We start from the raw sequence: 21330 nt of genomic DNA on the forward strand, positions 1-21330 counted from the left end.
CTTTCAGTTTTGTGATTCGGGTACTCTTTGTGTGTGTTTCTTTTGCGGCATGCGAAGTTCGGGCGAGGTCTATGATATACAGGATACGGAATATATGAAAAATTTGTTGAACCTTATAAAAAAATCTGACCCTGTGCTTATCAGCAGTGTTATCCTAATTCTATTGATAGGATGTCTGACACTTTACAGTGCATCATACCAGAGAAGTCTTATAACAGGCAAGAGTTATATTCTTACGCAGGTTTGTTGGATAGTGATAGGATTTATTGTTTGTTTTGTGGTTATTTCTGTCCCTTATAAAAAGTGGATAGCGGCGGGTCCTTATTTATATGCTGCCGGACTTTTACTTCTTATAGCGGTTCTTTTTTTTGGTTCCGTAAGAGGAGGAGCAAGAAGGTGGTTTACCGTTGCAGGTGTTTCTTTCCAACCCTCTGAAATGATAAGATTTGGTCTTGTTCTTATTCTCTCCTCTTATTTAGGACAAAGGCTGAACGAGAAGCATTCCTACAAACTTATTATTTTAGGCTTTCTTATGGCAATCCTTCCCGCAATACTTGTTCTTAAACAACCTAACCTTGGAATTGCTGTTAGTTTTTTGTTTATTACAGGTGTAATGCTCTGGGTGTGGGGGCTCAAATGGAAGCACTTCCTGACGCTGTTAATATCGGGAATTGTGTCCGTTCCGCTCATCTGGCCTTTTCTTAGAGAGTATCAAAAACAAAGAATATTTGCATTCTTGAATCCCGAAAAAGACCCCCTGGGTTCAGGTTACAGTATTATACAGTCAAGAATTGCTATTGGTTCAGGTGAATTCTGGGGCAGAGGGTGGATGCATGGGTCACAGAATAGACTAAATTTCGTCCCTGAAAAACATACGGATTTTATATTTTCAGTATTAAGTGAGGAATTCGGTTTTTTGGGGGCATCTGTTCTTATATTGCTTTTCGTAATATTTTTTTACAGGTGTATAAAAATAGCACTACAAACTCATGATGCTTCTGCAAGACTGCTTGTTTTCGGTATGGCTTCAAGTATTTTATATCAGCTGGTTATAAATATATCTATGACCATAGGCCTTGTGCCTGTTGTTGGTATTCCTTTGCCACTTATAAGTTATGGCGGTTCTAATATGCTTGTGGTGTTAGCAGGTATAGGAATGATATTGAATATATCGGCAAGAAGAACTGTGTTTTAGAATGGAAAATTTTTTTGAAAAAATGTTGATTAATAATATAAGAAAGCCCGCTCGCTATGTAGGAAACGAGTGGAACATAATAAGAAAAAATAATGCTTTTTTGAAGGTTGCACTGTGTTTTCCAGATATATATGAAGTGGGTATGAGCCATCTGGGTTTAAAGATTTTATATAGCATAGGAAATCTGAACTCTGATATATCCTGCGAAAGAGTGTTTGCACCCTGGCCGGATATGGAAGAGCTTATGAGAAAAGAGGGTGTAAAACTATATTCACTTGAAACATATACCCCTGTAAAGGATTTTGATATAGTCGGTTTTTCATATCAGTATGAGATGCTTGCTACAAATATCTTAAATATGCTTGAACTTTCAGGTCTAAATATCCGTTCCGATAGAAGACTTGAAAAAGATCCTGTTATTATTGCAGGAGGCTCAGCCGTATACAATCCTTGTCCTATTTCAAGGTTCATAGATGCTTTTGTAATCGGAGATGGCGAGATAGTATTTGAAAAAATATTAAAATTATTCTATCAATTAAAAAAACAGGGATTTTCAAAAAAAGCAGCCCTGGAAGAATTATCAAAAGTATCTGGTGTTTATGTTCCTTGTTTGCATAATACCGATACTGTTGCCATAGTTGCACAAAAGGTTGATAGCCTTGATGATGTTTTTTTCCCCACCTCTGTTGTTGTTCCGAACATATGTATTGTTCACGATAGAATTGCAATTGAGATTATGAGAGGATGCACCGGCGGATGCAGATTCTGTCAGGCTGGTTTTGTGAATAGACCAAGAAGAGAAAGGTCTGTGGAAAAAATTATTCAGCTTGCAGAAGACTTATACCATACCACAGGTTATGAAGAAATTTCGCTTCTTTCACTTTCGTCAGGATGCTACAGCTCTTCATACGGCCTTCTTCAAAAAATGATAGAGAAATTTAAAACCCTCGGCGTTGGAATATCTTTCCCGTCTCTTTGTATAGATAAGACTGTGCAGAAATTTCCCTCTCTTTTGAAGGAGATTTATAAAACAGGGCTTACATTTGCACCAGAGGTAGGAACAGACAGAATGAGGAGGGTTATAAACAAAGATATAAATGAACAGGTTTTGTTAGACTGCGTGGCATCTGCATATAAACAGGGCTGGGGGAAAATTAAACTGTATTTTATGATTGGACTTCCAACAGAAACAGATGAAGATGTGGAAAAAATTGCAGAGATTTCTCTAAAAGTTTCAAGAGAAGGAAAAAAAATTGCAAGGCAATCTACGAATGTTACAATAAGCGTTTCAACATTTGTTCCAAAATCTCATACACCGTTTCAGTGGGAAAAGATGTGTTCAGAAGAACAGATATACCATAAAATAGACATCATACAGAAAAAATTAGTCGGAAGCAGAATAAAGACTGATTTCCATAATCCAAAGACAAGCATTCTTGAGGCTCTCATAGCCAGAGGCAATGAAAAGATTGCGGATGTAATTGAATGGGCATGGAAAAATGGCGCCAGATTTGATGCATGGAATGAACATTTTAAGCAGGACATCTGGGATATAGCACTTAAAAAAAATGGGATTGATGTAGAAAGATGTTTATGTGAAAAAAACCTGGATGAAAAACTTCCGTGGGATTTTATTGACATTGGAATAAAAAAAGAACATCTTATGGACATAAACCGTAGTATCGTCAGAACAGGTAATTATTGACCTTTGCATAAAAATATAAATAGGGTCAACTCTATTTTCTCTAAAAAACCAATGTAGTATTATTAAAAAAGAAAATAGAGTTGACCCCATTTATCCCATTTATCGCTGAAGATATTTTTCCATTATTTATGCAAAGGTAATTAAAAGCCATCGTTTGTGTACCGTATTTCGTATATCGTAAAAAAATAGAATACGGAACACAGGCGAAGGCGTGCAGGTGACGGAACATCAGTATGATAGATAAAAAAACAGTTTTAAGCGTGGCAGGTCTTGCAAGGCTTTCTTTAAAAGAAGAAGAGATTAATTTATATCAAAGACAATTAGCAGATGTATTATCATATATAGATAAACTGAATCAATTGGATGTAAGAGATGTTGAACCGACTTTCCATGCAATATCTGTTGAAAATGTTTTAAGGGAAGACAAATTGCAAGAAAGTCTTTCTGTTGAAAATGTACTATCAAATGCACCATCAAAAGAAAGAGGGTGTTTTAAGGTTCCTAAAATTATATCTTAAGGGCAAAGTAAATGAAACCTGAATTTAGAACAATAAAACAGATAAAAAATGACAAAGAAAAATCTTGCGTTTTAATTAAAAAAATGTCAGAAATTATAAAACAGAATGACATAAATATAGGGGCATATGTTCATTTAAGTTTAGAATCTGCGCTTCTGTGTGCAAGGGTCGCTCCGAAAGATAAAACTCTATCCGGTATACCTGTTGCGATAAAAGATAATATATGTGAACAGGGCATTCCCACCTGTTGTGCATCAAAAATACTTGAAGGTTTTAAGCCTCCCTATAATGCGACTGTTATAAAGAAGTTAAAAGAAGCGGGTGCAATTCCGTTTGGGAAAACCAATATGGATGAGTTTGCGTTCGGCTCATCTACAGAAACCTCTTTTTATAAAATTACAAAAAATCCCTGGGATAAAACAAGGGTTCCCGGTGGTTCATCCGGTGGGTCTGCTGCTGCTGTTGCATCGGGAGAGGCAGTCTGTGCACTCGGTTCAGATACAGGAGGTTCTATCAGGCAGCCTGCATCATTTTGCGGTGTAGTTGGATTGAAGCCCACATATGGAAGGGTATCAAGATACGGACTTATTGCATTTGCATCTGGGCTTGACCAGATTGGGCCCATAACAAGAACTGTTGAGGACTCTGCAATGCTCCTTCAGACAATTGCAGGGTACGATCCAAAAGATTCTACAAGTGTAGACATTCCGGTTCCGGATTATTCAAAGAGCTTAATACAAAGCGTAAAAGGCTTAAAAATAGGTGTGCCCGAAGAATGTTTTGCTCAAGGACTTGATAAAGAAATTGAAGATTCTGTTAAAGAAGCAATAAACCTTTTACAAAAACTTGGTGGTAAAATTATCAAGATACAACTTCCGCATATGGAATATTCAGTTGCAACATATTGTATCATTGCAACTGCTGAAGCAAGTTCAAACCTTGCCCGATTTGATGCGGTAAGATATGGCTACAGGGCAGAAGAACCCGAGGGCTTAGGCGCCATTGAGATGGTTTCAAAAAGTAGAAGCATCGGTTTCGGCAGTGAGACAAAAAGAAGAATACTTCTGGGAACATATGTTCTTTCAAGCGGATATTATGAAGCATATTATATTAAGGCTCAGAAGGTAAGAACACTTATAAAGGAGGATTTTGAAGATGCATTTAAGGTATGCGATTGTATAATTATGCCTACCTCTCCCACACCTGCATTTAAAATAGGAGAGAAAATAAAGGACCCTCTTTCAATGTATCTTTCTGATATATTTACTATCTCAATAAATTTGGCGGGCCTTCCTGCGATCTCTGTTCCTTGTGGATTTACTTCTTCAGGACTTCCCATTGGTATGCAGATCATAGGCAGGGCATTTGATGAGGAGATGTTGTTTAAGATAGGCTTTGCATACCAGTCTAATACCAGGTGGCATACCATGAAACCGGAATAAAAAACAATTAACTGGTAATAGATACAAAATAAAGGGATGATGTGTTAGTTAAAAAATAAGAGTGGACTGTTTTTGCAGGTATAAAATCATTACCCTGTTCTGAAAATTCAATTGTAGGGCAAATATGACGCTCTTTTTTCCGTTATTCCCACCCCCCACCCTTTAAGAAATTTTTTCGGCAAGGGTCTTTCAAAAATTTTTCTTGACTTTTCTTTCTTATTTCTGTATAATAATTAAGACAAAAGAGGATAGAAATGGATTTTAACATACAATTTTTATAAATATGAAAAAGAACAAAGCACCTGAAATATTGACTACTAAACAACTGGCTGAATATCTACAAATGGATAAAGCAACTGTCTATCGCCTCGCAAGAAAAAGAAAAATCCCTGCCATCAAAATCTTGGGTCAGTGGCGGTTTAAAAAAGATGTAATTGATAATTGGCTTGCTGAAGGAAGTTTAAAAAATTTTGATAAAATGGAGTGAAAAGATGAGTGAAAAAATTAATAAGTCGGTGAAGATAGATATTAAGGAAGGATTAAATAAAATTTATCCTGAAGTATTTGAGGATGGTAAAGTTAATTTTGAGAAGTTGAAGACATTGTTAAGTGGCGAAATCATTGAAAAGGAAGATGATAGGTTTTATTTTAACTGGGCTGGGAAAAGCAATTTATTTAAACTTATCCAAGCACCTGCTTATGGAACTTTAAAACCAGATAAAGAGAAGTCAGTTGATTTTGATAGGACAGAAAATGTTGTAATTGTTGGTGAAAATTTAGAGACACTTAAACTTTTGCTTAAACCATATTTTGGTAAAGTCAAGATGATTTATATTGACCCGCCTTATAACACAGGTAAAGATTTTATTTATCGTGATAATTTTAAGGAACCATTAAAAGACTACTTAGAAAAAACAGGACAGATTGACAGTGAAGGGCAAAAACTCACTACGAATACAGAAGCAAGTGGTAGATACCATTCTGACTGGCTCAATTTTATCTATCCGAGATTATTTTTAGCAAGAAGTTTATTAAGAGATGATGGAGTTATTTTTATCTCAATTGATGACCACGAGGTTCACAACTTACGAAAAATTATTGATGAGATTTTTGGGGAGGAGAATGTAGAAATGATGATTTGGTATAAAATTCCTGAAACAGGAACAGCAGGGCAAGGGAAAATGAAAATGACAACACGATTTAGAGTGGACAATGAATATATTTTAGTGGGATATAAAAATATAAATAAGATTCTATTTGGTAAGCCTTTAAGAATTAAGGAATTCAAAAATGAATATGCTAATCCTGATAATGACCTTCGGGGGAATTGGATAAGTTGTGAATTATGTAAGTCTGAAGAAAAATCAAACCCTAAAGGTAAAAATTATTACACTGTTACAACTCCAAAAGGGATAAATATAACGAGACAGTGGCATATAACAGAAGAAGAATTTAAACAATTGGATGGAGATAATAGAATATATTGGGGTGACGGTACAATTATACCAAGATTGAAAAGATTTTTAAATGAACCACAGCCTGTAACTCCTTCTTCCTTAATTAAAAATATTTCCCAGACACAAGGTAATAGAGAATTGAAAAATTTATTCAACGGTAAATTAACATATGACAATCCCAAACCTCTTGAACTTATATCATGGTTGATTGAAATTTCTACTTCCTCAGATTCCCTCATCCTCGACTTCTTCGCCGGTTCAGGCACAACAGGACACGCTGTCTGGAACTTAAACAAAGAAGATGGAGGCAACAGAAAATTTATTCTTGTTCAACTTGATGAAGAAGTTTTAGATGAAGAAATTAAAAAACAGTTTCCAACTGTTGCAGATATCTGTATTGAAAGATTAAGGAGAGTATCAGAAAGGTATAAGAAAGAGAACACCCCGTCCCTGCGGGACACCCCTCTGAAAGAGGGGAATTCCCCTTCTATGAAGGGGTGGCAGGCGAAGCCTGACGGGGTAGTGTTTGGGTTCAAGGTCTTCAAACTTGATAAATCAAACTTCAATCTTAAAGATGAATTTGAATTTGACCCAAGTGAAAATAAAGAAGAGTTAAAAAAGAGATATTTAGAGTGGCTTGGTATGTTTGTTGAACAACCATTAGTTCCTAACTGGCAAAAGATTGATGTTATTTATGAAGTAATGCTGAAAGAAGGATTAAATCTAAACTCTAAAATTGAAAAGATAAAGATTAAAAACGACGAATTTTATTATGTTAAGGATGAAGAACAAAACTTAGATTTTTATATCTCTCTTAAAGACAAATTTACTCCTGAGACCATAGAAGAAATAAGAACTTCAAAATATAAAGGAAAAATGTTTGTCTTTATAGACAAAGCATTAACAGATAACAACAAAATAAATTTGAGTGCTTTTGTGAGATTAAAGGTGATATAAACAATGGAGATGATGTAGATATGAAGAATTTAGAAGAATTAAAAAGAATTATTAACCTGCATAAAAGAGAACTTGAAGAAAAATATAATGTAAAAAATATAGCCATATTTGGTTCTTATGTGAGAAACGAACAAGGTGCAGAAAGTGATATAGATATACTGGTTGAATTTAAGAAACCAGTAGGTTTACTTTTCATCCATCTTGCAGATTATCTGGAAGAAATCTTAGGCATTAAAGTTGACCTGTTAACACCCGAGGCTATAAAACCAAATCGCCGAAGATATGTAATGGAGGAATTGATCTATGTCTAAAAGGGACTGGAAACTTTTTCTTGAAGATGTTTTGGAATCAATGGGTTTAATAGAGGGATATGTGAAAGATATGAATTTTGATAATTTCAAAAGCGACAGAAAAACAATTGACGCGGTTATCAGAAACCTTGAGATAATAGGAGAAGCCTCAAAAAATATTCCGCAAAATATGAGAGATGCTTACAAGGATATTGATTGGAAAGGCATTATTGGCTTAAGAAATAGAATATCTCATGAGTATTTTGGTATAGATTTTTCTGTTATATGGAACATTATTAAACTTGAACTTCCTGCATTTAAAGAAAAATTTCAAAGGATACAGAAAGAAATTGAGCCATAAAATGTTAAAGTTAAAATTTGATTCAAAATTAGATTTCCAGATTGATGCAATAAATTCTGTTGTTGATTTATTTAAAGGTCAGAGGGAGAAGTCATTTGTTTATACATTCCAGATTATTCCTAATTTAATAGATATACCTTCAGAAAAAATCCTTGAAAATCTACAAGAGACTCAAAAGAAAAATGGACTTCCATTATCTAACGCAGACGATTTGAAAGAACCTTATAATTTTACTGTTGAAATGGAGACGGGAACTGGAAAGACCTATGTATATCTAAGGACAATCTTAGAATTAAATCAGAAATACGGATGGACAAAGTTCATTATTGTAGTTCCATCGGTTGCTATAAAAGAAGGAGTTTTAAAAACTTTGGATATTACGAAAGAACATTTTAAACAGTTGTGTGAGAATTTACCTTATACCTATTTTTCTTATAAATCGGACAATCTCGTAATGGTTCGGATGTTTGGTCAAGATACCAACCTTCAGGTTATGGTTATTACAAGAGATGCCTTTAATAAGGATATAAATATAATCCATAATATTCACGATAAAATGGGAGATAAACCAATTGAGATTATCAAAGAGACAAAACCCATCGTTATTCTTGACGAGCCTCAAAAGATGGGCGGAGAAGCAACTTTGTGGGGTTTATCTGAGTTGAATCCACTTTTTGTATTACGCTACTCTGCAACCCACAGAGATATTTATAATCTTGTTTATAAATTAACTCCTTATGATGCGTATAATTTCGGATTAGTTAAAAAAATAGAAGTCCTGTCTATTACAGAAGAAGGAGACCCAAGCAGTAAAAAAATTATTTTAGAAAGAATAGAATCAACATCAAGTGGCTTAAGAGCAAAAGTCAAAGTTTTTGCTAATACAAAAGACGGTATAAAGTTTAAGATGATAACGATTAAACACGGTGATGATCTATCAAATAAGACAGATAATTCCTATTATAATGGCTTTATCACAAGTGAAATAAACAAAGGTGCAGGGTATATCTCTTTTCCTAATGGTGTGAAAATTTACGAAGGAAAATCTTCAATAGATGAAGATGAGATAATTCGTTTTATGGTAAGGGAAACGGTAAGGGAGCATTTAGACAAAAAGAAACAATTAAATCCCAAAGGGATTAAAGTGTTAAGTCTGTTTTTTCTAAATAGAGTTGATGATTATCTATTGGAAGATGGGATTGTCCGACGAATTTTTGAAGAAGAGTTTAACAAATTTATTGAGAATCAATATTCCCCTCTTGTAGAGGGGTGTCCCGAAGGGACGGGGTGTTTTGATGTAAAGAAGGTTCATAGTGGTTATTTTTCAAAGATGAAAAGGGATAAAAGTATTGAAGAAGATGAGTCAGCATACGATTTGATTATGAAGGATAAAGAGAGATTGCTTTCGTTGGGGGAACCGGTAGAGTTTATTTTTTCCCATTCTGCTTTGAGAGAGGGCTGGGATAATCCGAATGTATTTAATATTTGCACTCTTGCTTACTCTTCTTCAGAAATTAAAAAGAGACAGGAAATCGGGAGAGGTTTAAGATTACCAGTTGACCAGAATGGGGATAGAATTCAGGATAGAGATATAAACTTATTGACTGTGATTACAAATGAAAGTTATAGGGAATATTTAGAAAGATTACAGATAGAATACCGAGAAGAAGCAGGCGTTGAAGCACCACCTGTTGAAGAAAGAAGGCAAAGGATAAAAATAAAGCGTAAGGATGAGGTAATTCAAGGAGATTTATTTAAAAATTTATGGAATAGAGTATCTCCGAAAGCAAAGTATATTGTAAATATAGATGGTGGTAAATTCACAGCGCAATGTATCAAGGATTTACAAAAAATTGAAATAAAAAAGCCAGAAATAAGCATTAAAAAAGTTAGAGTAGATAAAATAAGCTATGAAGACATTGAAGAGGAATTTATTAGAAAAGCATCGGAAGAAACGGAGATAACCAAAGTCCTTAATCTTATACCCTGCATTGAAAGAGAAACCAGTTTAACTAAAAATACAATATTTAAGATATTAGAAGGTTGTAATAATCTTCATCTTTTATTTGTGAATCCTCAAAAATATAAAGATATGGTCATAGAAGTTATTAAAGAGTGTAAAAAACAATCTGAAGTTGAGGATATTAAATATATCAATTTGGAAGAAAGTTATGATGTTGGTCTTTTAAGGGAGGAAGTGGCGAGTTATGGTAAATATGTATTAAAAGTACAAAAATCAATTTATGATGGGATAATTAAAGAATCAAATATAGAAGAAGAGTTTGCTAAGGCACTTAATAAAGACTCCCGGATAAAATTATTCATAAAACTGCCTGATTGGTATTCAATAGAAACGCCTGCAGGGAATTACACACCTGACTGGGCGATTGTAATAGAAAAAGTTCAGAATGGTGTAACTTCCGAAAAAATTTACTTTGTAGTTGAAACCAAAGGAACTAATAATATTTATGAATTGAAATCCGATGAAAAAATTAAGATAAGAAGTGCTAAAAAGAGGTTTGAACTTATAAGAGACTCAAAATTTGTGGCACCTGTTAAGGATTTTGATAGTTTTGAGAAGGAGTGGTAAGAGAAACTTTAAATTACCTGATTGTTATAAAAACAGCCACTGACCCAAGATTTTGATGGCAGGGATTTTTCTTTTTCTTGCGAGGCGATAGACAGTTGCCTCATCCATTTGTAGATATTCAGCCATTTGTTTAGTAGTCAATATTTCAGATGCTTTGTTCTTTTTTTTATTTGTTGTTTTATTTTTCCTTCACTGTTATATATGATTGAGCCAAAAGTTCCCCTATAAATTCTGAAAACCTGTCTTGTATTTTTTCTTTTTCTAAAGTCATTCTTATTTTGTCCTGTGCTTCTTCAAATAATATGGCATAGCCCGGACGGTGATCTTCTACTTTAAAGATATAATAATTAGAATTGATCTTGATAGGATTTGATGTCTGTTCCTGTTTAAGCGAAAAAACAATGTCTTCTATTTCTTTCAGCATCTTTCCTTTTTCAATCCATCCCACACTTCCGCCTTCTTTTGCAAACGCATCTTTTGAATATTTTTTTGCAACCTCTGAAAAATCCTCTCCCTGCCTTAAAAGGCTTGATACTTCTTCTGCTGTTTTATTGAAAGAGTCCTCTGTCTGATTTTCTTCTTTTCTCAGTGTAATTTTTCTTAAATAAACTTCTTCATTTTTTTTAAAAAATTCCGGATGCTGGTCATAAAAGTCTTTTATCTCTTTGGGTGTAACAATGGCTTTACCCACAACTTCTTTATCAAATATTATTCTTATTGCAGTCTGTTCTTTTAGTCTTTTTTTAAACCTTTTTTTCGTCCATCCCTGTGCTTTAAGGTTTTTCTCAAACTCTTCTGTGCCCCCTGCTTCTGATTCAAACATTTTAATCTTACCTTCAATGTGCGCATCCTGAACCTTTATATTCTGTCTTTGAGCCTCCTGATACATCATCTTTTCTTGTATAAGTTGTCTTATCACATTTTGTCTTAACTCTGCGAGCTTTTTTTCTAATTCTTCGCCCTGCACTTCCGGTTCCTGCAGGAAAAAAGGCAAGAGAGCCTCCTGTATATCGGATTCCATTATAATATCACTGTTAACGATAGCAATTATTGCATCAAAATTACCCCGCTCAGGTGCAGCCGCACAATTCAGGCCTGCGAGCAAGATTATTTCTATCAAGAAAAGTAATTTTTTCACTATCTGTTATTTCTCCTTTTTCTTTTACCTGTTCTATAGCATCTTTCAATAATCTACAGTAAAGGTCAAAGCCAACCGCACCTATATGTCCGCTTTGTTCTATCCCAAGAAGATTTCCGGCACCTCTTATCTGCAGGTCTTCCATAGCAACACGAAAACCAGAGCCGAGCTCTGTCCATTTTTCCATACAAGAAAGCCTCTCCTTCGCATCTGATGTAAGGATGCTCCTGTCCTGCACTAAAAGATAGCAGGTGGCTGGGATATCTGACCTTCCTACTCTTCCTCTTAATTGATAAAGGTCTGCAAGTCCGAACATATCTGCATTATCTATAAATATCGTATTTGCATTTGGTATGTCAAGCCCGGACTCTATGATACAGGTGCAAACAAGGACACTGATATTTTTTTGTAAAAATTGTTTCATAACATCTTCCAGAACCCGCCCTGGCATCTGTCCGTGGGCAGATGCAATTTTTACACCCGGAACAATAGAAGAAATTTTTTTAGCAACCCCTTCTATTGTTTCAACCCTGTTATGCACAAAAAATACCTGTCCGCCTCTTTTAATTTCTTTTAATATGCCTTCTCTTACAATGTCGCCTGAAAACCGGCAAACTGTTGTTTTTACAGGGATACGAGAAAGAGGCGGTGTATTGATAATAGACATATCCCTTACACCCGTAAGGCTCATATACAGTGTTCGTGGTATGGGTGTTGCGGTAAGCGTAAGAACATCTACAAGAAGTCTTAACCTTTTAAACCTTTCCTTATGCCTTACACCGAATCTTTGCTCCTCATCAATTATAACAAGCCCTAAATCTTTAAAACCCATATCTGATGAAAGAAGCCTGTGTGTTCCTATGACAATATCGGTTTTGCCTTCTGATGCTGCCAATACTGTTGCCTTCTGTTGATGCGGTGTCACAAACCTTGAAAGCATACTTATTTCAACAGGGAAATTCTTGAACCTCTGCTTGAATATAAGGCAATGCTGTTCTGCAAGAAGTGTTGTAGGGGTAAGTATTGCAACCTGTTTATTGCTCATCACAGCCTTAAATGCTGCGCGAAGTGCTACTTCTGTTTTACCATAACCAACATCTCCGCAGATAAGCCTGTCCATCGGCTTTTCCATTTCCATATCTTTTTTTGTTTCAAGCCACGACCTTATCTGGTCGGGCGTTTCTGTGTATGGAAACCCCGATTCAAACTCTTCCTGCCACAGACCATCTTTTGAAAATGCAAATCCTTTTTTTGAAATCCTTACTGCCTGAAGCATCACAAGTCCAGAGGCAAGAGACTGAACAGCTCTGTATGCTTTTTGTTTTGTCTTCTCCCAGAATTTTGTTCCCAATCTACTTAAGTTCGGAGCTCTTTTATCAATGCCGACATATCTTCTTACCATTGAAATATCTTCAATTGGAACATAGAGCCTGTTTTTATCCCTGTATTCAACAACAAGATAATTCTTTAATTCTTCTTTTTCAGGACATTTAAGTTTTTTCCTCCCTAAATATTTTCCTATGCCATGCTGAAAATGGACAACAAAATCCCCCTCTTCAAAATCTGTAAATTTACTTATGTTTTCAGATTCTATGAAGGACTTAAACTGCAAAGAACTAAGACTTTTTATCCCTGCAGGGACAATGATAACAACATTCAATTCTTCAATTATGTTGCCGTCTTTATGATTAAAAGCCGTGAGCCTTTCTATCCTGTTATCAAAAAGTTCAAACCTTACAGGATGTATTCTATCAAAGGCAAATATATCAATTATATATCCTCTGTGCGAAAAATCCCCGGGCAATTCAACACAATCTTTCCACCTATATCCTAAAATCACAAAACTGTTTAAGATATCTTCAAAATTAAATATCTGGTCCTTTTGAAATCTTAAAACTTCTGGAAACTCCGCCATCCTCAGCCTTATCCTCTATCTTTACCTCTTACGCCAGTCACCAGGGCACCAGAGCACCAGAGCACCAGAGCACCAGGGCACCTGTTGCCCGTTGCCTATCTTATTATCCTAACCTCTACACCCTTTCTTGGGATAAACTCTATATCTTCTGAGATTAAAACATATGTTTTCCCGTGCTGTTTTACTACACATATAATAGACACATCTTTTAAGTATTTAAGTCCTGAAAGTCCTGCTATTATGGGTACCTTTGCAAGTGCCTGTGCTTTTGCGCAATTATCTGTAATGATAGAAGAACTTATAACATCAGTGTTTGCAGATTCACCACTACTGGTATCTATGATGTGTTCTCTTAAATAATTCCCTGATGTTGCAATGCTGGAAGATAGGGAAAGTGTTCCTAATATTTTTTTATCGTCAATGGGATCCATTAAACCTATGTTCCACGGTTTTCCATTCCTGCCTTTTCCGACCACTCTTATATCTCCTCCGCCATCTATAAGTGCGCTTTTTATATCTAATTTTTTAAGAACATCCACAGCACGGTCTATTGCATAACCTTTTGCAATCCCGCCGAGATCAACTTTCACATCTTTGTCCTTAAAAAATACCGTCCTGTTTTGTTTGTCTAATATTATGTTTTTCCACCCATCCTTTCTTTTCAAAGATGTTGCTGTAATGTCAAATATGCCGTCAGTGCCTTTTGAAAAGTTTTGTGACATTTCAATTATTTTAAAAAGATCTTCACATACTTCCACCGGAAAGTTAGCACCGTCTCTGTTAAGTTTAGAGACACAACTTTCTGAGTCAAACCAGTTCATTATTTTTTCAATTCTTTTTATTTCTTCAAATGCAGACGCAAAGGCTTTTTGAGCAGTTTGCTGTTCTTCAATAATTGTTATTGAAACAGTTGTCCCTAACAAAACCCTTGTCTGCGTATAGGGATGTACAAACACAGGGAATGATAAACAACAAGCAGTAGATAGAAAAAAAAATAAAAAACTTTTCATTATCTATACCTCTTTTTAATCTGTTCCATACCAATAAATTTATAGTCTTTGCCTTTTGCCACTCTTATAACTGCACCTGCAATATTTTTTACACATTCTTATTAAATATTCCTGGTATCACAATGCTTTTTGAAGTCTGCTTTTCTTAGTGCATTTGGTTTGTAATCTAGAATTTTTCCATAATTTTAATTAGTTCTTCAACTGTGGCTGCGGATTTCTTTAACGCAGCATTTTCCTCTGGAGTAAGTCTCAATTGGATAATTTCTTCAATTCCATTAGCTCCTAGTTTAATCGGTACGCCAACGAATAAGCCGTTGATACCATATTCCCCTTCCAGATATGCAGCGCATGGTAGAATTCGTTTTTTATTCAAAATAATTGCTTCAACCATTTGTACTGCTGCACTTGCCGGCGCATAATAAGCGCCCCCTGCTTTCAGTAGTTTAACGATTTCCATGCCGCTATTCCGAGTCCGCTGAATTAACATATCTAATTTTTCTTTCGACAAAATTTCTGGTAAAGGAACTCCGGCTACCGTAGAATATCGCACCAATGGCACCATCGTATCTCCGTGCCCACCAAGAACTAATGCATAAACATCTTCAACAGAAACATTTAATTCCATCGCAATAAAAGTGCGGAATCGGGCAGTATCAAGAATTCCTGCCATCCCCATAACTCGACTTTTCGAAAATCCGCTGGTTTTATATGCTAACTGCGCCATTGCATCTAACGGGTTCGCGACTATAATCAGGATCGCGTTTGGCGAATATTGTGCGACCTGTTCGGTCACCGGTTTAACGATATTATAATTTGCTTCCAATAAATCATCGCGGGACATTCCCGGTTTTCGCGGAACGCCAGCAGTTATGATAACAATATCGGAATATTGCGTATCCGTATAGGAATTGGTTCCAATAACTTTTGTATCATAACTATCTATCGGACCGGTCTGGGTTATATCCAATCCTTTTCCTTGCGGCATCCCCTCGATAATATCAACTAAAATGATATCTGCAAAATCTTTTTCCGCTAATTTCATTGCCATAGTTGCACCAACATTACCCGCACCAATTATACTTACTTTCTGACGCATAGTAATCTCTTTCTAATTTAATGTAGGAGCGACTCGGGGGTCGGATCTCCCAACCCAATCTTTCATAGTCTTCTTACAGAAACAGGAGATGTCATTATGAGGGCGAAGCCAGAAGTGACACTGTAATGTGTCATCTCTTCGCGGAAGTTCACCCTTGAGCAAAAGGAATGGTTCAGAACGGCGCCTGAAAGAGCAATTACCCCTGCTTGAATCTATCAGGGGCTGAAGGAACTCATTAAAATGAATCTTTGCAGACTCTTTTAAGTAACACATATTCCCCTTCCCAGGCATCAGAGCACCAGGGCACCAGTTGCCACTTGCCCTTTTAAGTTGCTTCCCCATATTCCAAATCTTGTAATACTAAAATCATATTTTACGGGGTCATCGGCACATAATTTTATAAAGTTTTTCAAAGTTATCTTTCAAAACCTCTATATCTTTGTAATTTTTTGGGAACATACCAATAAATAAAATTATGCCCTATGCCTGCGGGTGCAACCTCTATGTTATGAAATCTTTTATGGACAATCGGCAATGAGTCTGGGTTAAACAGAAAACAGTACGGTTGTTCATCATAGAGGATTTTATGCACTCTGTGGTAGATTTGTTTTCTTTTTTCCTTATCAAAGGTTGCCCTTCCTTCTTCTATAAGTCTGTCAACTTCTGGATTCTTATATCCAACAAAATTAAATTCTCCTTCTTTTGTTTTTGATGAATGCCAGATATCATATAGGTCAGGGTCCCTGCTCAATGACCAGCCTAAAAGGACTGCATCAAACTTTCTTTTACCAATAAACTCATTGATAAGACTTTTCCACTCAATTATATTTATTCTGACATCCATCCCGATTGCTTTTAACCTTCTTTGTATTATCTCAGATGCCATTCTTCTCGGCTCATTTCCCTGATTTGTAATGAGTGTGAACCTAAAAGGCATTCCATCTTTTCTTAAGACTCCGTTTTTATAAACCCAGCCTGCATCTTTTAACAATTCCTTTGCCTTTTCAGGGTCAAAGGCAGAGGGTTGGACATCTTCATTATATGCCCAACTTCCCGGTATAAAAGGCCCTGTGATCTGTCTTCCAAGCCCATAAAGAACTCCATCTATAATCTCCTGTTTGTCTATTGCTAAATTTATGGCCTTTCTTACTCTTATATCTGAAAAGAGTGGATTTGAAAGATTATATCCTAAGTACGTATATGTGAAAGCCGGATACCTAAATTTATTAAAATTTTCTTTAAAGAATTTTGTGCCAGTCTGTTTTGTGTATTGAAAAGGGTTAAGTCCCATCTGGTCAATACCGCCTGCCCGAAGTTCAAGAAACATAGATGCGGCATTAGGTATTACTCTGTATATATACCTGTCTATGTAAGGTCTTTTTCCAAAGTATGAATTATTTGCGACAAGTTCTATTTTTTCTGCTGTATCCCATAAAAAAAATCTGTAAGGACCAGTGCCAATGGGATTTCTTGAAAATTCTGTTGCATTTAGGTCTTCTTTTTCAAGTAGGTGTTTTGGTATTATGGACATACCCCAGCTTTCAAGTGCTGGGGCAAAAGGTTCACTATATTTTACTCTTACAGTATATTTATCCAAAACCTCAAGGGATTTTACTCTTTCAAAATCTCCACTGTAAGGGGTCCTTACCTGTGGGTCCGTAAGTTTCTTAAATGTGAACTGAACATCGTCTGCTGTAAAAGGAACACCATCATGCCATTTTACATCTTTTCTTAAATGAAAAATTATTGTAAGTCCATCGTCTAAAATCTCCCAGGATTCTGCAAGATCTCCTGTAAGATTCAAATTCTTATCATATTTTACAAGACCATTAAATATAAGCCCACAGATCTCATGTGAGGCACCATCTGAGGCGATTATCGGAACAAGATTTAAGGCATCTGCAATAGAACCGACTACAATTGCATCTCCATAGGATGGGGTGATAGGGCCAACCGGCTCTTGAATAGAAACTTCTTCATTTTTTTTCTGGCAGGCTCCCAAGAACAAGGATGTTAGAAGTAATATCTTAAATATTAGTCTCATTGTGTGGTTTGTATAACAGGTTTTTTAAGGCTCACCCTGAGGCGGTGGCTGGGTCGTTTCAGGTATTTCCGGACTTACAGGTCTTGTTTCTGGTACTGCAGGGACAGATCTTCTTCGTTGCATCAGTGAATCAGCGGCATTTTTCTGAACAACACCCATTGTAAGACAGGATATCAAAAAAAGACCTGCAAGAACAGCAGTAATCTTTGCAAGTACTACATTTGTCTGTGCACCAAAAAACTTCTGTGTAGAAGTTACTCCAAAAGCTTCTGAAAGCCCCTCTCCTCTCCCGGGTTGCATAAGAACAGAAATAACAAGAAGCACAGAAATTATAATATGTAATGCAAGTAATATAGTATGTAACATTATATCCCCTTTTTATTCTTTTATTATATTACTAAATTAAACTTTTTTCAAGAAATATTTTTTCTTTTAGGTGTGGTGTGGTATTTATACTACTCCCCCACTTAAAAGTAGGTGAAAATTAGGAGAAAAACAGGTAATGCCGATAATAGCGATGGAAAAGAAGGTAGTGACAGTAATTACTGTGTATACATTTTATTTTTAAGAGATGATAAAATTGAACCTAACTCATAACGAAGAAATAGATGCAGTTTATATTGAATTTGAAGAAGCAAAAAAGGTAGTTAAATAACGATATGTTGTATGATATTATTAATTTCTTTTCATCTCCCAGTATTTTGCATAGGAAAATATCTGGTAGAGACTGTCTTGAAAAGCCATAATAAAACCAATAAAGCCATCACGATAGCCCTTTTTGACAAAATATCTTCTGACAAATCGGTCTATTGCTCTATAGAGATAATGTCCCAGACCAACTTTCTTTTTGTTTAACATCTTTTTTGCTTCCAAGTCACTCTGGCTATTTAACTTGGCAAAAAGGTGATTGAAATTTTTCCAGGAATAATGGATTAAATCACTTTTTAAATGCCCACAACTTCCTTTTAAGAAAGCACGGGGATGAACCGTCGTCTCTTCATAGGAAAAAACATCTTTCTTGAAAAGACGCAGTTGTCCAGCCGGATAAAAACCACCATGGCGAATCCAATAATTACCAATGTAATTTCTACGCGGTATAGAAAATCCTTTATGAAAAATATCTTTTCTCTTCAGAAGAGAAGTAATCTCTGTAACCAATTCTGGACTCACCCTTTCGTCAGCATCAAGACTCAAAACCCACTCATTTCTTGCCTGACCGTAGGCAAAGTTTCTTTTAGCCCCTTCGTTAGCAAGGTTTCCTTTTACCACCTTTGCCTCAAGTTCTCTGGCTATCTCCGCTGTTTTGTCGGTACTTCCATCGTCAAAAAGAATAACTTCATCAGCCCATTTCACCGTAGAGAGACAATCTAACAGGTTCTTTTCTTCATTTTTAGCAATTACGACCACTGATACAGGCACTTTGTCTTTCATCTTCTTGTCTCCTTTTTCTGAATTTATTCAAACGGCTTCTTGGAAAATGTAACGATTGAAGAATTGCCCCCTGAATCTCCCATCCATTCATCATGAAAAGTGTCAATTTTCACCTACGTCCCTCAGGGCAAAAATAATTTTTACTTAAAACAACCGTCCCTTTTTCCGTTTTCATTTCTCAAAAAGTAGCCCGTCCCCTTTTCTATACCATTTTCCTTTTCTATACCCTTTTCTATATACTGTGGAGTGAAATGTTATGGCTTTGGTATTTCAAGGTCTTTACATATTTTCGTGACAAGATATTTATCAATTTCTCTGTGACGGGGAACGGTGCTCGCCTTCTTTTTTCTGCGATTTACATATACCGTATGATTTGCACCTTCTCGTAGGAATTCGCATCCGTTTAACTCAAGATGTCGGATTACATCTTTTCGCTTCAAACCGTTACTGCTCCGAAGTCTTCTTTTATAATTTCGAAACCCTTAAGTTCTTCTTCAAAAAGTTGTCTGTTGGCGTCCAAAATAAGCTGGACCGCTTCAATTAAATTTTTTCTTGCTTCTTCAAGTGTTTTGCCTTGAGTATTCGCTCCTGGAAGTTCTTCAATAAAGCCAATATATCCGTATGGCGATTTTTGAAATATTGCCGTTAACTTTTCTTTCATTTTTATTTTTCTCCTTTTTATCTATATTATGCCACAACGGCCAATCTCGCAGGGAGGGGTGCAGTTTCTCGCGATCCCTTAAGTCGCTTAAAGAGAACGGGTGTATTTATTATTCCCATTTTCTTGTTTGCATCTTTTTCATTTAATTAGAACCGTCCCCTTTTCCGTTTTCATTTCTCAAAAAGTAGCCTGTCCCCTTTTCTATATGGAATGTCTTGTTTGGGCTTACTTTATTTGTTTTATGCCAAGGTCCTTGCATATCTTTCTTGCAAGGTTATCGTTGATTTCTGTATGCCGCGGCACAGATGAACGTTTGTTTTGTTCTGGATTCCACCACCATGAGTGGCGACTTCCTTCTCTGATAAATTCACATCCTTGCGACCGTAGATGCTTCAGCAGATCATTGCGTTTCATATAGCAATTTTTTCTTCTACATATCCAGTTCCTATCGCAGAGAGCGCGTCTTGACGGTTAAATTCAAGTGCCTCTTTCAGAGTGGCTCGGAGGCTTTCCATTAACTCTTCACGAGTATGTTCTTGACAGTTTACCCCTGGAATTTCCCCTATCCATCCAATCCACCAATCACCCTCTTGCCTTACTATAGCCGTATATTCTGTATCCATAATTTGCCCCCTTTCAGATAATGTGATTATACCTTAAAATCCACTAATTCAGGCAGCTATATTTATTGACCTAACGATGAAACTAAAATAAAATTAAAGGGGCCTGTTGTTCTCGCTCATTAATTCGGTAACTTTTTCAAGTTTATCAAAAGGTGTCATGGGGACTCTTAATGGACGATTCTATTTATTATTCACATTTTCTTGTTTGAATCATTTTCATTTAATTAGAACCGTCCCCTTTTCCGTTTTCATTTCTCAAAAAGTAGCCTGTCCCCTTTTCTACTTTTCTATTCCATATCTCGGCATGTCCTCTATGACAAACGTGTTTTCATAAGGTACATCAATTGTAAAAAACCACGCAAAATCAAATATTGTGAGGATGCGCTCTGCTATATTGGTTGGATTGCCGCTCATCTCATTGATGATATTAACAAGCCCTTCTATATAAACATCCGTGTATGCAACCGTTTCTGGGGTTGTCGCCGGCGCTGCGGTAATGGTGAGAACACCGTTGACGAATGTGATCGTATAATTCGTTGCTGTGCCATCTGCCGCTGTGATGGTATAGCTGCCGACATTTGAACCTGTAGTTGCTGCCGTGTTCAATGTTAATCCGCTTACCACTGCTGATGTGTCAGTTCCCTTTAAACCGCTGTATGTTGCGGTCAATGCCGGATTTGCATCGCCATACACCTTGCTCTTATTATCCGCTGTTATGGTCAGAGGTGCAGGGTTCACAGTCAATGCGCCGTTTACATAGCTAATGTCGTAGCCCTGCTGGTTGGAGTAGTAGCCGCCGGGTGTGATGACATAGCTGCCGGCGTTGATTGCGCCTTGCGAGGTTCCGCCGTAAACCAGTGCGCCTGAGAGCACAGGAGATGGGATGCTGTAGGTTAT

General features: G+C 36.3%; 23 protein-coding genes. 9 read left to right on the forward strand and 14 right to left on the reverse strand.

Annotation, left to right across the window (positions count from 1 at the left end; genetic code table 11):
* The first annotated feature begins 49 nt into the window (after window positions 1–49).
* The 9 genes from B9J78_02425 (at window position 50) to B9J78_02465 (ending at window position 10515) form a co-directional block, all read left to right on the forward strand.
* Entirely contained in the window at window positions 50–1195 is a 1146-nt protein-coding gene (locus B9J78_02425; protein MBA2123783.1) for a rod shape-determining protein RodA, read from the forward strand.
* A gap of 1 nt (window position 1196) precedes the next feature.
* On the forward strand, window positions 1197–2900 hold the full coding sequence (locus B9J78_02430; protein ID MBA2123784.1) for a hypothetical protein: 1704 nt from the start codon (window positions 1197–1199) through the stop codon (window positions 2898–2900).
* Window positions 2901–3133: 233 nt separating this feature from the next.
* Complete coding sequence (locus tag B9J78_02435; GenBank protein ID MBA2123785.1) at window positions 3134–3418, forward strand: aspartyl/glutamyl-tRNA(Asn/Gln) amidotransferase subunit C; 285 nt, start codon at window positions 3134–3136, stop codon at window positions 3416–3418.
* Window positions 3419–3429: 11 nt separating this feature from the next.
* Window positions 3430–4860, forward strand: coding sequence for an aspartyl/glutamyl-tRNA amidotransferase subunit A (gene gatA, locus B9J78_02440; GenBank protein MBA2123786.1), 1431 nt, complete (start codon window positions 3430–3432; stop codon window positions 4858–4860).
* Window positions 4861–5143: 283 nt separating this feature from the next.
* The gene (locus B9J78_02445) at window positions 5144–5347 is read left to right on the forward strand and encodes a hypothetical protein (protein ID MBA2123787.1); all 204 of its coding nucleotides are present in this window, start codon (window positions 5144–5146) and stop codon (window positions 5345–5347) included.
* Window positions 5331–7274, forward strand: coding sequence for a hypothetical protein (locus tag B9J78_02450; protein ID MBA2123788.1), 1944 nt, complete (start codon window positions 5331–5333; stop codon window positions 7272–7274). The genes B9J78_02445 and B9J78_02450 overlap by 17 nt, the downstream gene beginning before the upstream one ends.
* Window positions 7275–7294: 20 nt before the next feature.
* Window positions 7295–7585 carry a nucleotidyltransferase gene (locus B9J78_02455; GenBank protein MBA2123789.1) on the forward strand — a complete coding sequence of 97 codons (291 nt, stop codon included), beginning with the start codon at window positions 7295–7297 and terminating at the stop codon, window positions 7583–7585.
* Entirely contained in the window at window positions 7578–7925 is a 348-nt protein-coding gene (locus B9J78_02460; GenBank protein MBA2123790.1) for a hypothetical protein, read from the forward strand. The genes B9J78_02455 and B9J78_02460 overlap by 8 nt, the downstream gene beginning before the upstream one ends.
* 1 nt (window position 7926) lies before the next feature.
* Window positions 7927–10515 (forward strand): hypothetical protein, encoded by a 2589-nt coding sequence (locus B9J78_02465; protein MBA2123791.1) that lies wholly within the window; start codon window positions 7927–7929, stop codon window positions 10513–10515.
* 24 nt (window positions 10516–10539) lie between these two features.
* Here the strand turns inward: B9J78_02465 and B9J78_02470 are convergent, their stop codons facing one another.
* The 14 genes from B9J78_02470 to B9J78_02535 form a co-directional block, all read right to left on the reverse strand.
* Window positions 10540–10641, reverse strand: coding sequence for a hypothetical protein (locus tag B9J78_02470; protein MBA2123792.1), 102 nt, complete (start codon window positions 10639–10641; stop codon window positions 10540–10542).
* A gap of 52 nt (window positions 10642–10693) precedes the next feature.
* Window positions 10694–11653, reverse strand: coding sequence for a hypothetical protein (locus tag B9J78_02475; protein ID MBA2123793.1), 960 nt, complete (start codon window positions 11651–11653; stop codon window positions 10694–10696).
* A complete protein-coding gene (locus tag B9J78_02480; GenBank protein ID MBA2123794.1) occupies window positions 11586–13568 on the reverse strand; it encodes a transcription-repair coupling factor in 1983 nt (660 codons plus the stop codon). The genes B9J78_02475 and B9J78_02480 overlap by 68 nt, the downstream gene beginning before the upstream one ends.
* Window positions 13569–13663: 95 nt before the next feature.
* Complete coding sequence (locus B9J78_02485) at window positions 13664–14578, reverse strand: hypothetical protein (protein ID MBA2123795.1); 915 nt, start codon at window positions 14576–14578, stop codon at window positions 13664–13666.
* A gap of 166 nt (window positions 14579–14744) precedes the next feature.
* Entirely contained in the window at window positions 14745–15674 is a 930-nt protein-coding gene (locus B9J78_02490) for a malate dehydrogenase (GenBank protein ID MBA2123796.1), read from the reverse strand.
* A 12-nt stretch (window positions 15675–15686) separates the two neighbouring features.
* A complete protein-coding gene (locus B9J78_02495) occupies window positions 15687–15965 on the reverse strand; it encodes a hypothetical protein (protein MBA2123797.1) in 279 nt (92 codons plus the stop codon).
* A 124-nt stretch (window positions 15966–16089) separates the two neighbouring features.
* Window positions 16090–17718: a peptide-binding protein gene (locus B9J78_02500; GenBank protein ID MBA2123798.1), complete on the reverse strand. Its 1629-nt coding sequence runs from the start codon at window positions 17716–17718 to the stop codon at window positions 16090–16092.
* A gap of 24 nt (window positions 17719–17742) precedes the next feature.
* Window positions 17743–18084, reverse strand: coding sequence for a preprotein translocase subunit SecG (locus tag B9J78_02505; GenBank protein MBA2123799.1), 342 nt, complete (start codon window positions 18082–18084; stop codon window positions 17743–17745).
* Window positions 18085–18393: 309 nt separating this feature from the next.
* Entirely contained in the window at window positions 18394–19149 is a 756-nt protein-coding gene (locus B9J78_02510) for a hypothetical protein (protein ID MBA2123800.1), read from the reverse strand.
* A 254-nt stretch (window positions 19150–19403) separates the two neighbouring features.
* On the reverse strand, window positions 19404–19589 hold the full coding sequence (locus B9J78_02515) for an addiction module toxin, HicA family (protein ID MBA2123801.1): 186 nt from the start codon (window positions 19587–19589) through the stop codon (window positions 19404–19406).
* Complete coding sequence (locus tag B9J78_02520) at window positions 19586–19810, reverse strand: HicB family protein (protein ID MBA2123802.1); 225 nt, start codon at window positions 19808–19810, stop codon at window positions 19586–19588. The genes B9J78_02515 and B9J78_02520 overlap by 4 nt, the downstream gene beginning before the upstream one ends.
* A 225-nt stretch (window positions 19811–20035) precedes the next feature.
* Window positions 20036–20224 (reverse strand): addiction module toxin, HicA family, encoded by a 189-nt coding sequence (locus B9J78_02525; protein ID MBA2123803.1) that lies wholly within the window; start codon window positions 20222–20224, stop codon window positions 20036–20038.
* Window positions 20221–20433 (reverse strand): hypothetical protein, encoded by a 213-nt coding sequence (locus tag B9J78_02530; GenBank protein ID MBA2123804.1) that lies wholly within the window; start codon window positions 20431–20433, stop codon window positions 20221–20223. Before B9J78_02530 ends, B9J78_02525 begins: the two co-directional genes overlap by 4 nt.
* Before the next feature lie 279 nt (window positions 20434–20712).
* Window positions 20713–21306 (reverse strand): hypothetical protein, encoded by a 594-nt coding sequence (locus B9J78_02535; protein MBA2123805.1) that lies wholly within the window; start codon window positions 21304–21306, stop codon window positions 20713–20715.
* Window positions 21307–21330: the final 24 nt, after the last annotated feature.

This window comes from bacterium Unc6 (genome assembly GCA_013626165.1).
GTDB lineage: Bacteria > Omnitrophota > Gorgyraeia > Velesiimonadales > Velesiimonadaceae > Velesiimonas > Velesiimonas alkalicola.

What these genes read in the sequence shown, in the direction of transcription:
- B9J78_02425 (MBA2123783.1), top strand. Translation starts at nt 50, where the DNA reads ATGCGAAGTTCGGGCGAGGTCTATGATATACAGGATACGGAATATATG.
- B9J78_02430 (MBA2123784.1), top strand. Translation starts at nt 1,197, where the DNA reads ATGGAAAATTTTTTTGAAAAAATGTTGATTAATAATATAAGAAAGCCC.
- B9J78_02435 (MBA2123785.1), top strand. Translation starts at nt 3,134, where the DNA reads ATGATAGATAAAAAAACAGTTTTAAGCGTGGCAGGTCTTGCAAGGCTT.
- gatA (MBA2123786.1), top strand. Translation starts at nt 3,430, where the DNA reads ATGAAACCTGAATTTAGAACAATAAAACAGATAAAAAATGACAAAGAA.
- B9J78_02445 (MBA2123787.1), top strand. Translation starts at nt 5,144, where the DNA reads ATGAAAAAGAACAAAGCACCTGAAATATTGACTACTAAACAACTGGCT.
- B9J78_02455 (MBA2123789.1), top strand. Translation starts at nt 7,295, where the DNA reads ATGAAGAATTTAGAAGAATTAAAAAGAATTATTAACCTGCATAAAAGA.
- B9J78_02460 (MBA2123790.1), top strand. Translation starts at nt 7,578, where the DNA reads ATGTCTAAAAGGGACTGGAAACTTTTTCTTGAAGATGTTTTGGAATCA.
- B9J78_02465 (MBA2123791.1), top strand. Translation starts at nt 7,927, where the DNA reads ATGTTAAAGTTAAAATTTGATTCAAAATTAGATTTCCAGATTGATGCA.
- B9J78_02470 (MBA2123792.1), bottom strand. Translation starts at nt 10,641, where the DNA reads ATGGCTGAATATCTACAAATGGATGAGGCAACTGTCTATCGCCTCGCA.
- B9J78_02480 (MBA2123794.1), bottom strand. Translation starts at nt 13,568, where the DNA reads ATGGCGGAGTTTCCAGAAGTTTTAAGATTTCAAAAGGACCAGATATTT.
- B9J78_02485 (MBA2123795.1), bottom strand. Translation starts at nt 14,578, where the DNA reads ATGAAAAGTTTTTTATTTTTTTTTCTATCTACTGCTTGTTGTTTATCA.
- B9J78_02490 (MBA2123796.1), bottom strand. Translation starts at nt 15,674, where the DNA reads ATGCGTCAGAAAGTAAGTATAATTGGTGCGGGTAATGTTGGTGCAACT.
- B9J78_02495 (MBA2123797.1), bottom strand. Translation starts at nt 15,965, where the DNA reads ATGCCTGGGAAGGGGAATATGTGTTACTTAAAAGAGTCTGCAAAGATT.
- B9J78_02500 (MBA2123798.1), bottom strand. Translation starts at nt 17,718, where the DNA reads ATGAGACTAATATTTAAGATATTACTTCTAACATCCTTGTTCTTGGGA.
- B9J78_02505 (MBA2123799.1), bottom strand. Translation starts at nt 18,084, where the DNA reads ATGTTACATACTATATTACTTGCATTACATATTATAATTTCTGTGCTT.
- B9J78_02510 (MBA2123800.1), bottom strand. Translation starts at nt 19,149, where the DNA reads ATGAAAGACAAAGTGCCTGTATCAGTGGTCGTAATTGCTAAAAATGAA.
- B9J78_02520 (MBA2123802.1), bottom strand. Translation starts at nt 19,810, where the DNA reads ATGAAAGAAAAGTTAACGGCAATATTTCAAAAATCGCCATACGGATAT.
- B9J78_02525 (MBA2123803.1), bottom strand. Translation starts at nt 20,224, where the DNA reads ATGAAACGCAATGATCTGCTGAAGCATCTACGGTCGCAAGGATGTGAA.
- B9J78_02530 (MBA2123804.1), bottom strand. Translation starts at nt 20,433, where the DNA reads ATGGATACAGAATATACGGCTATAGTAAGGCAAGAGGGTGATTGGTGG.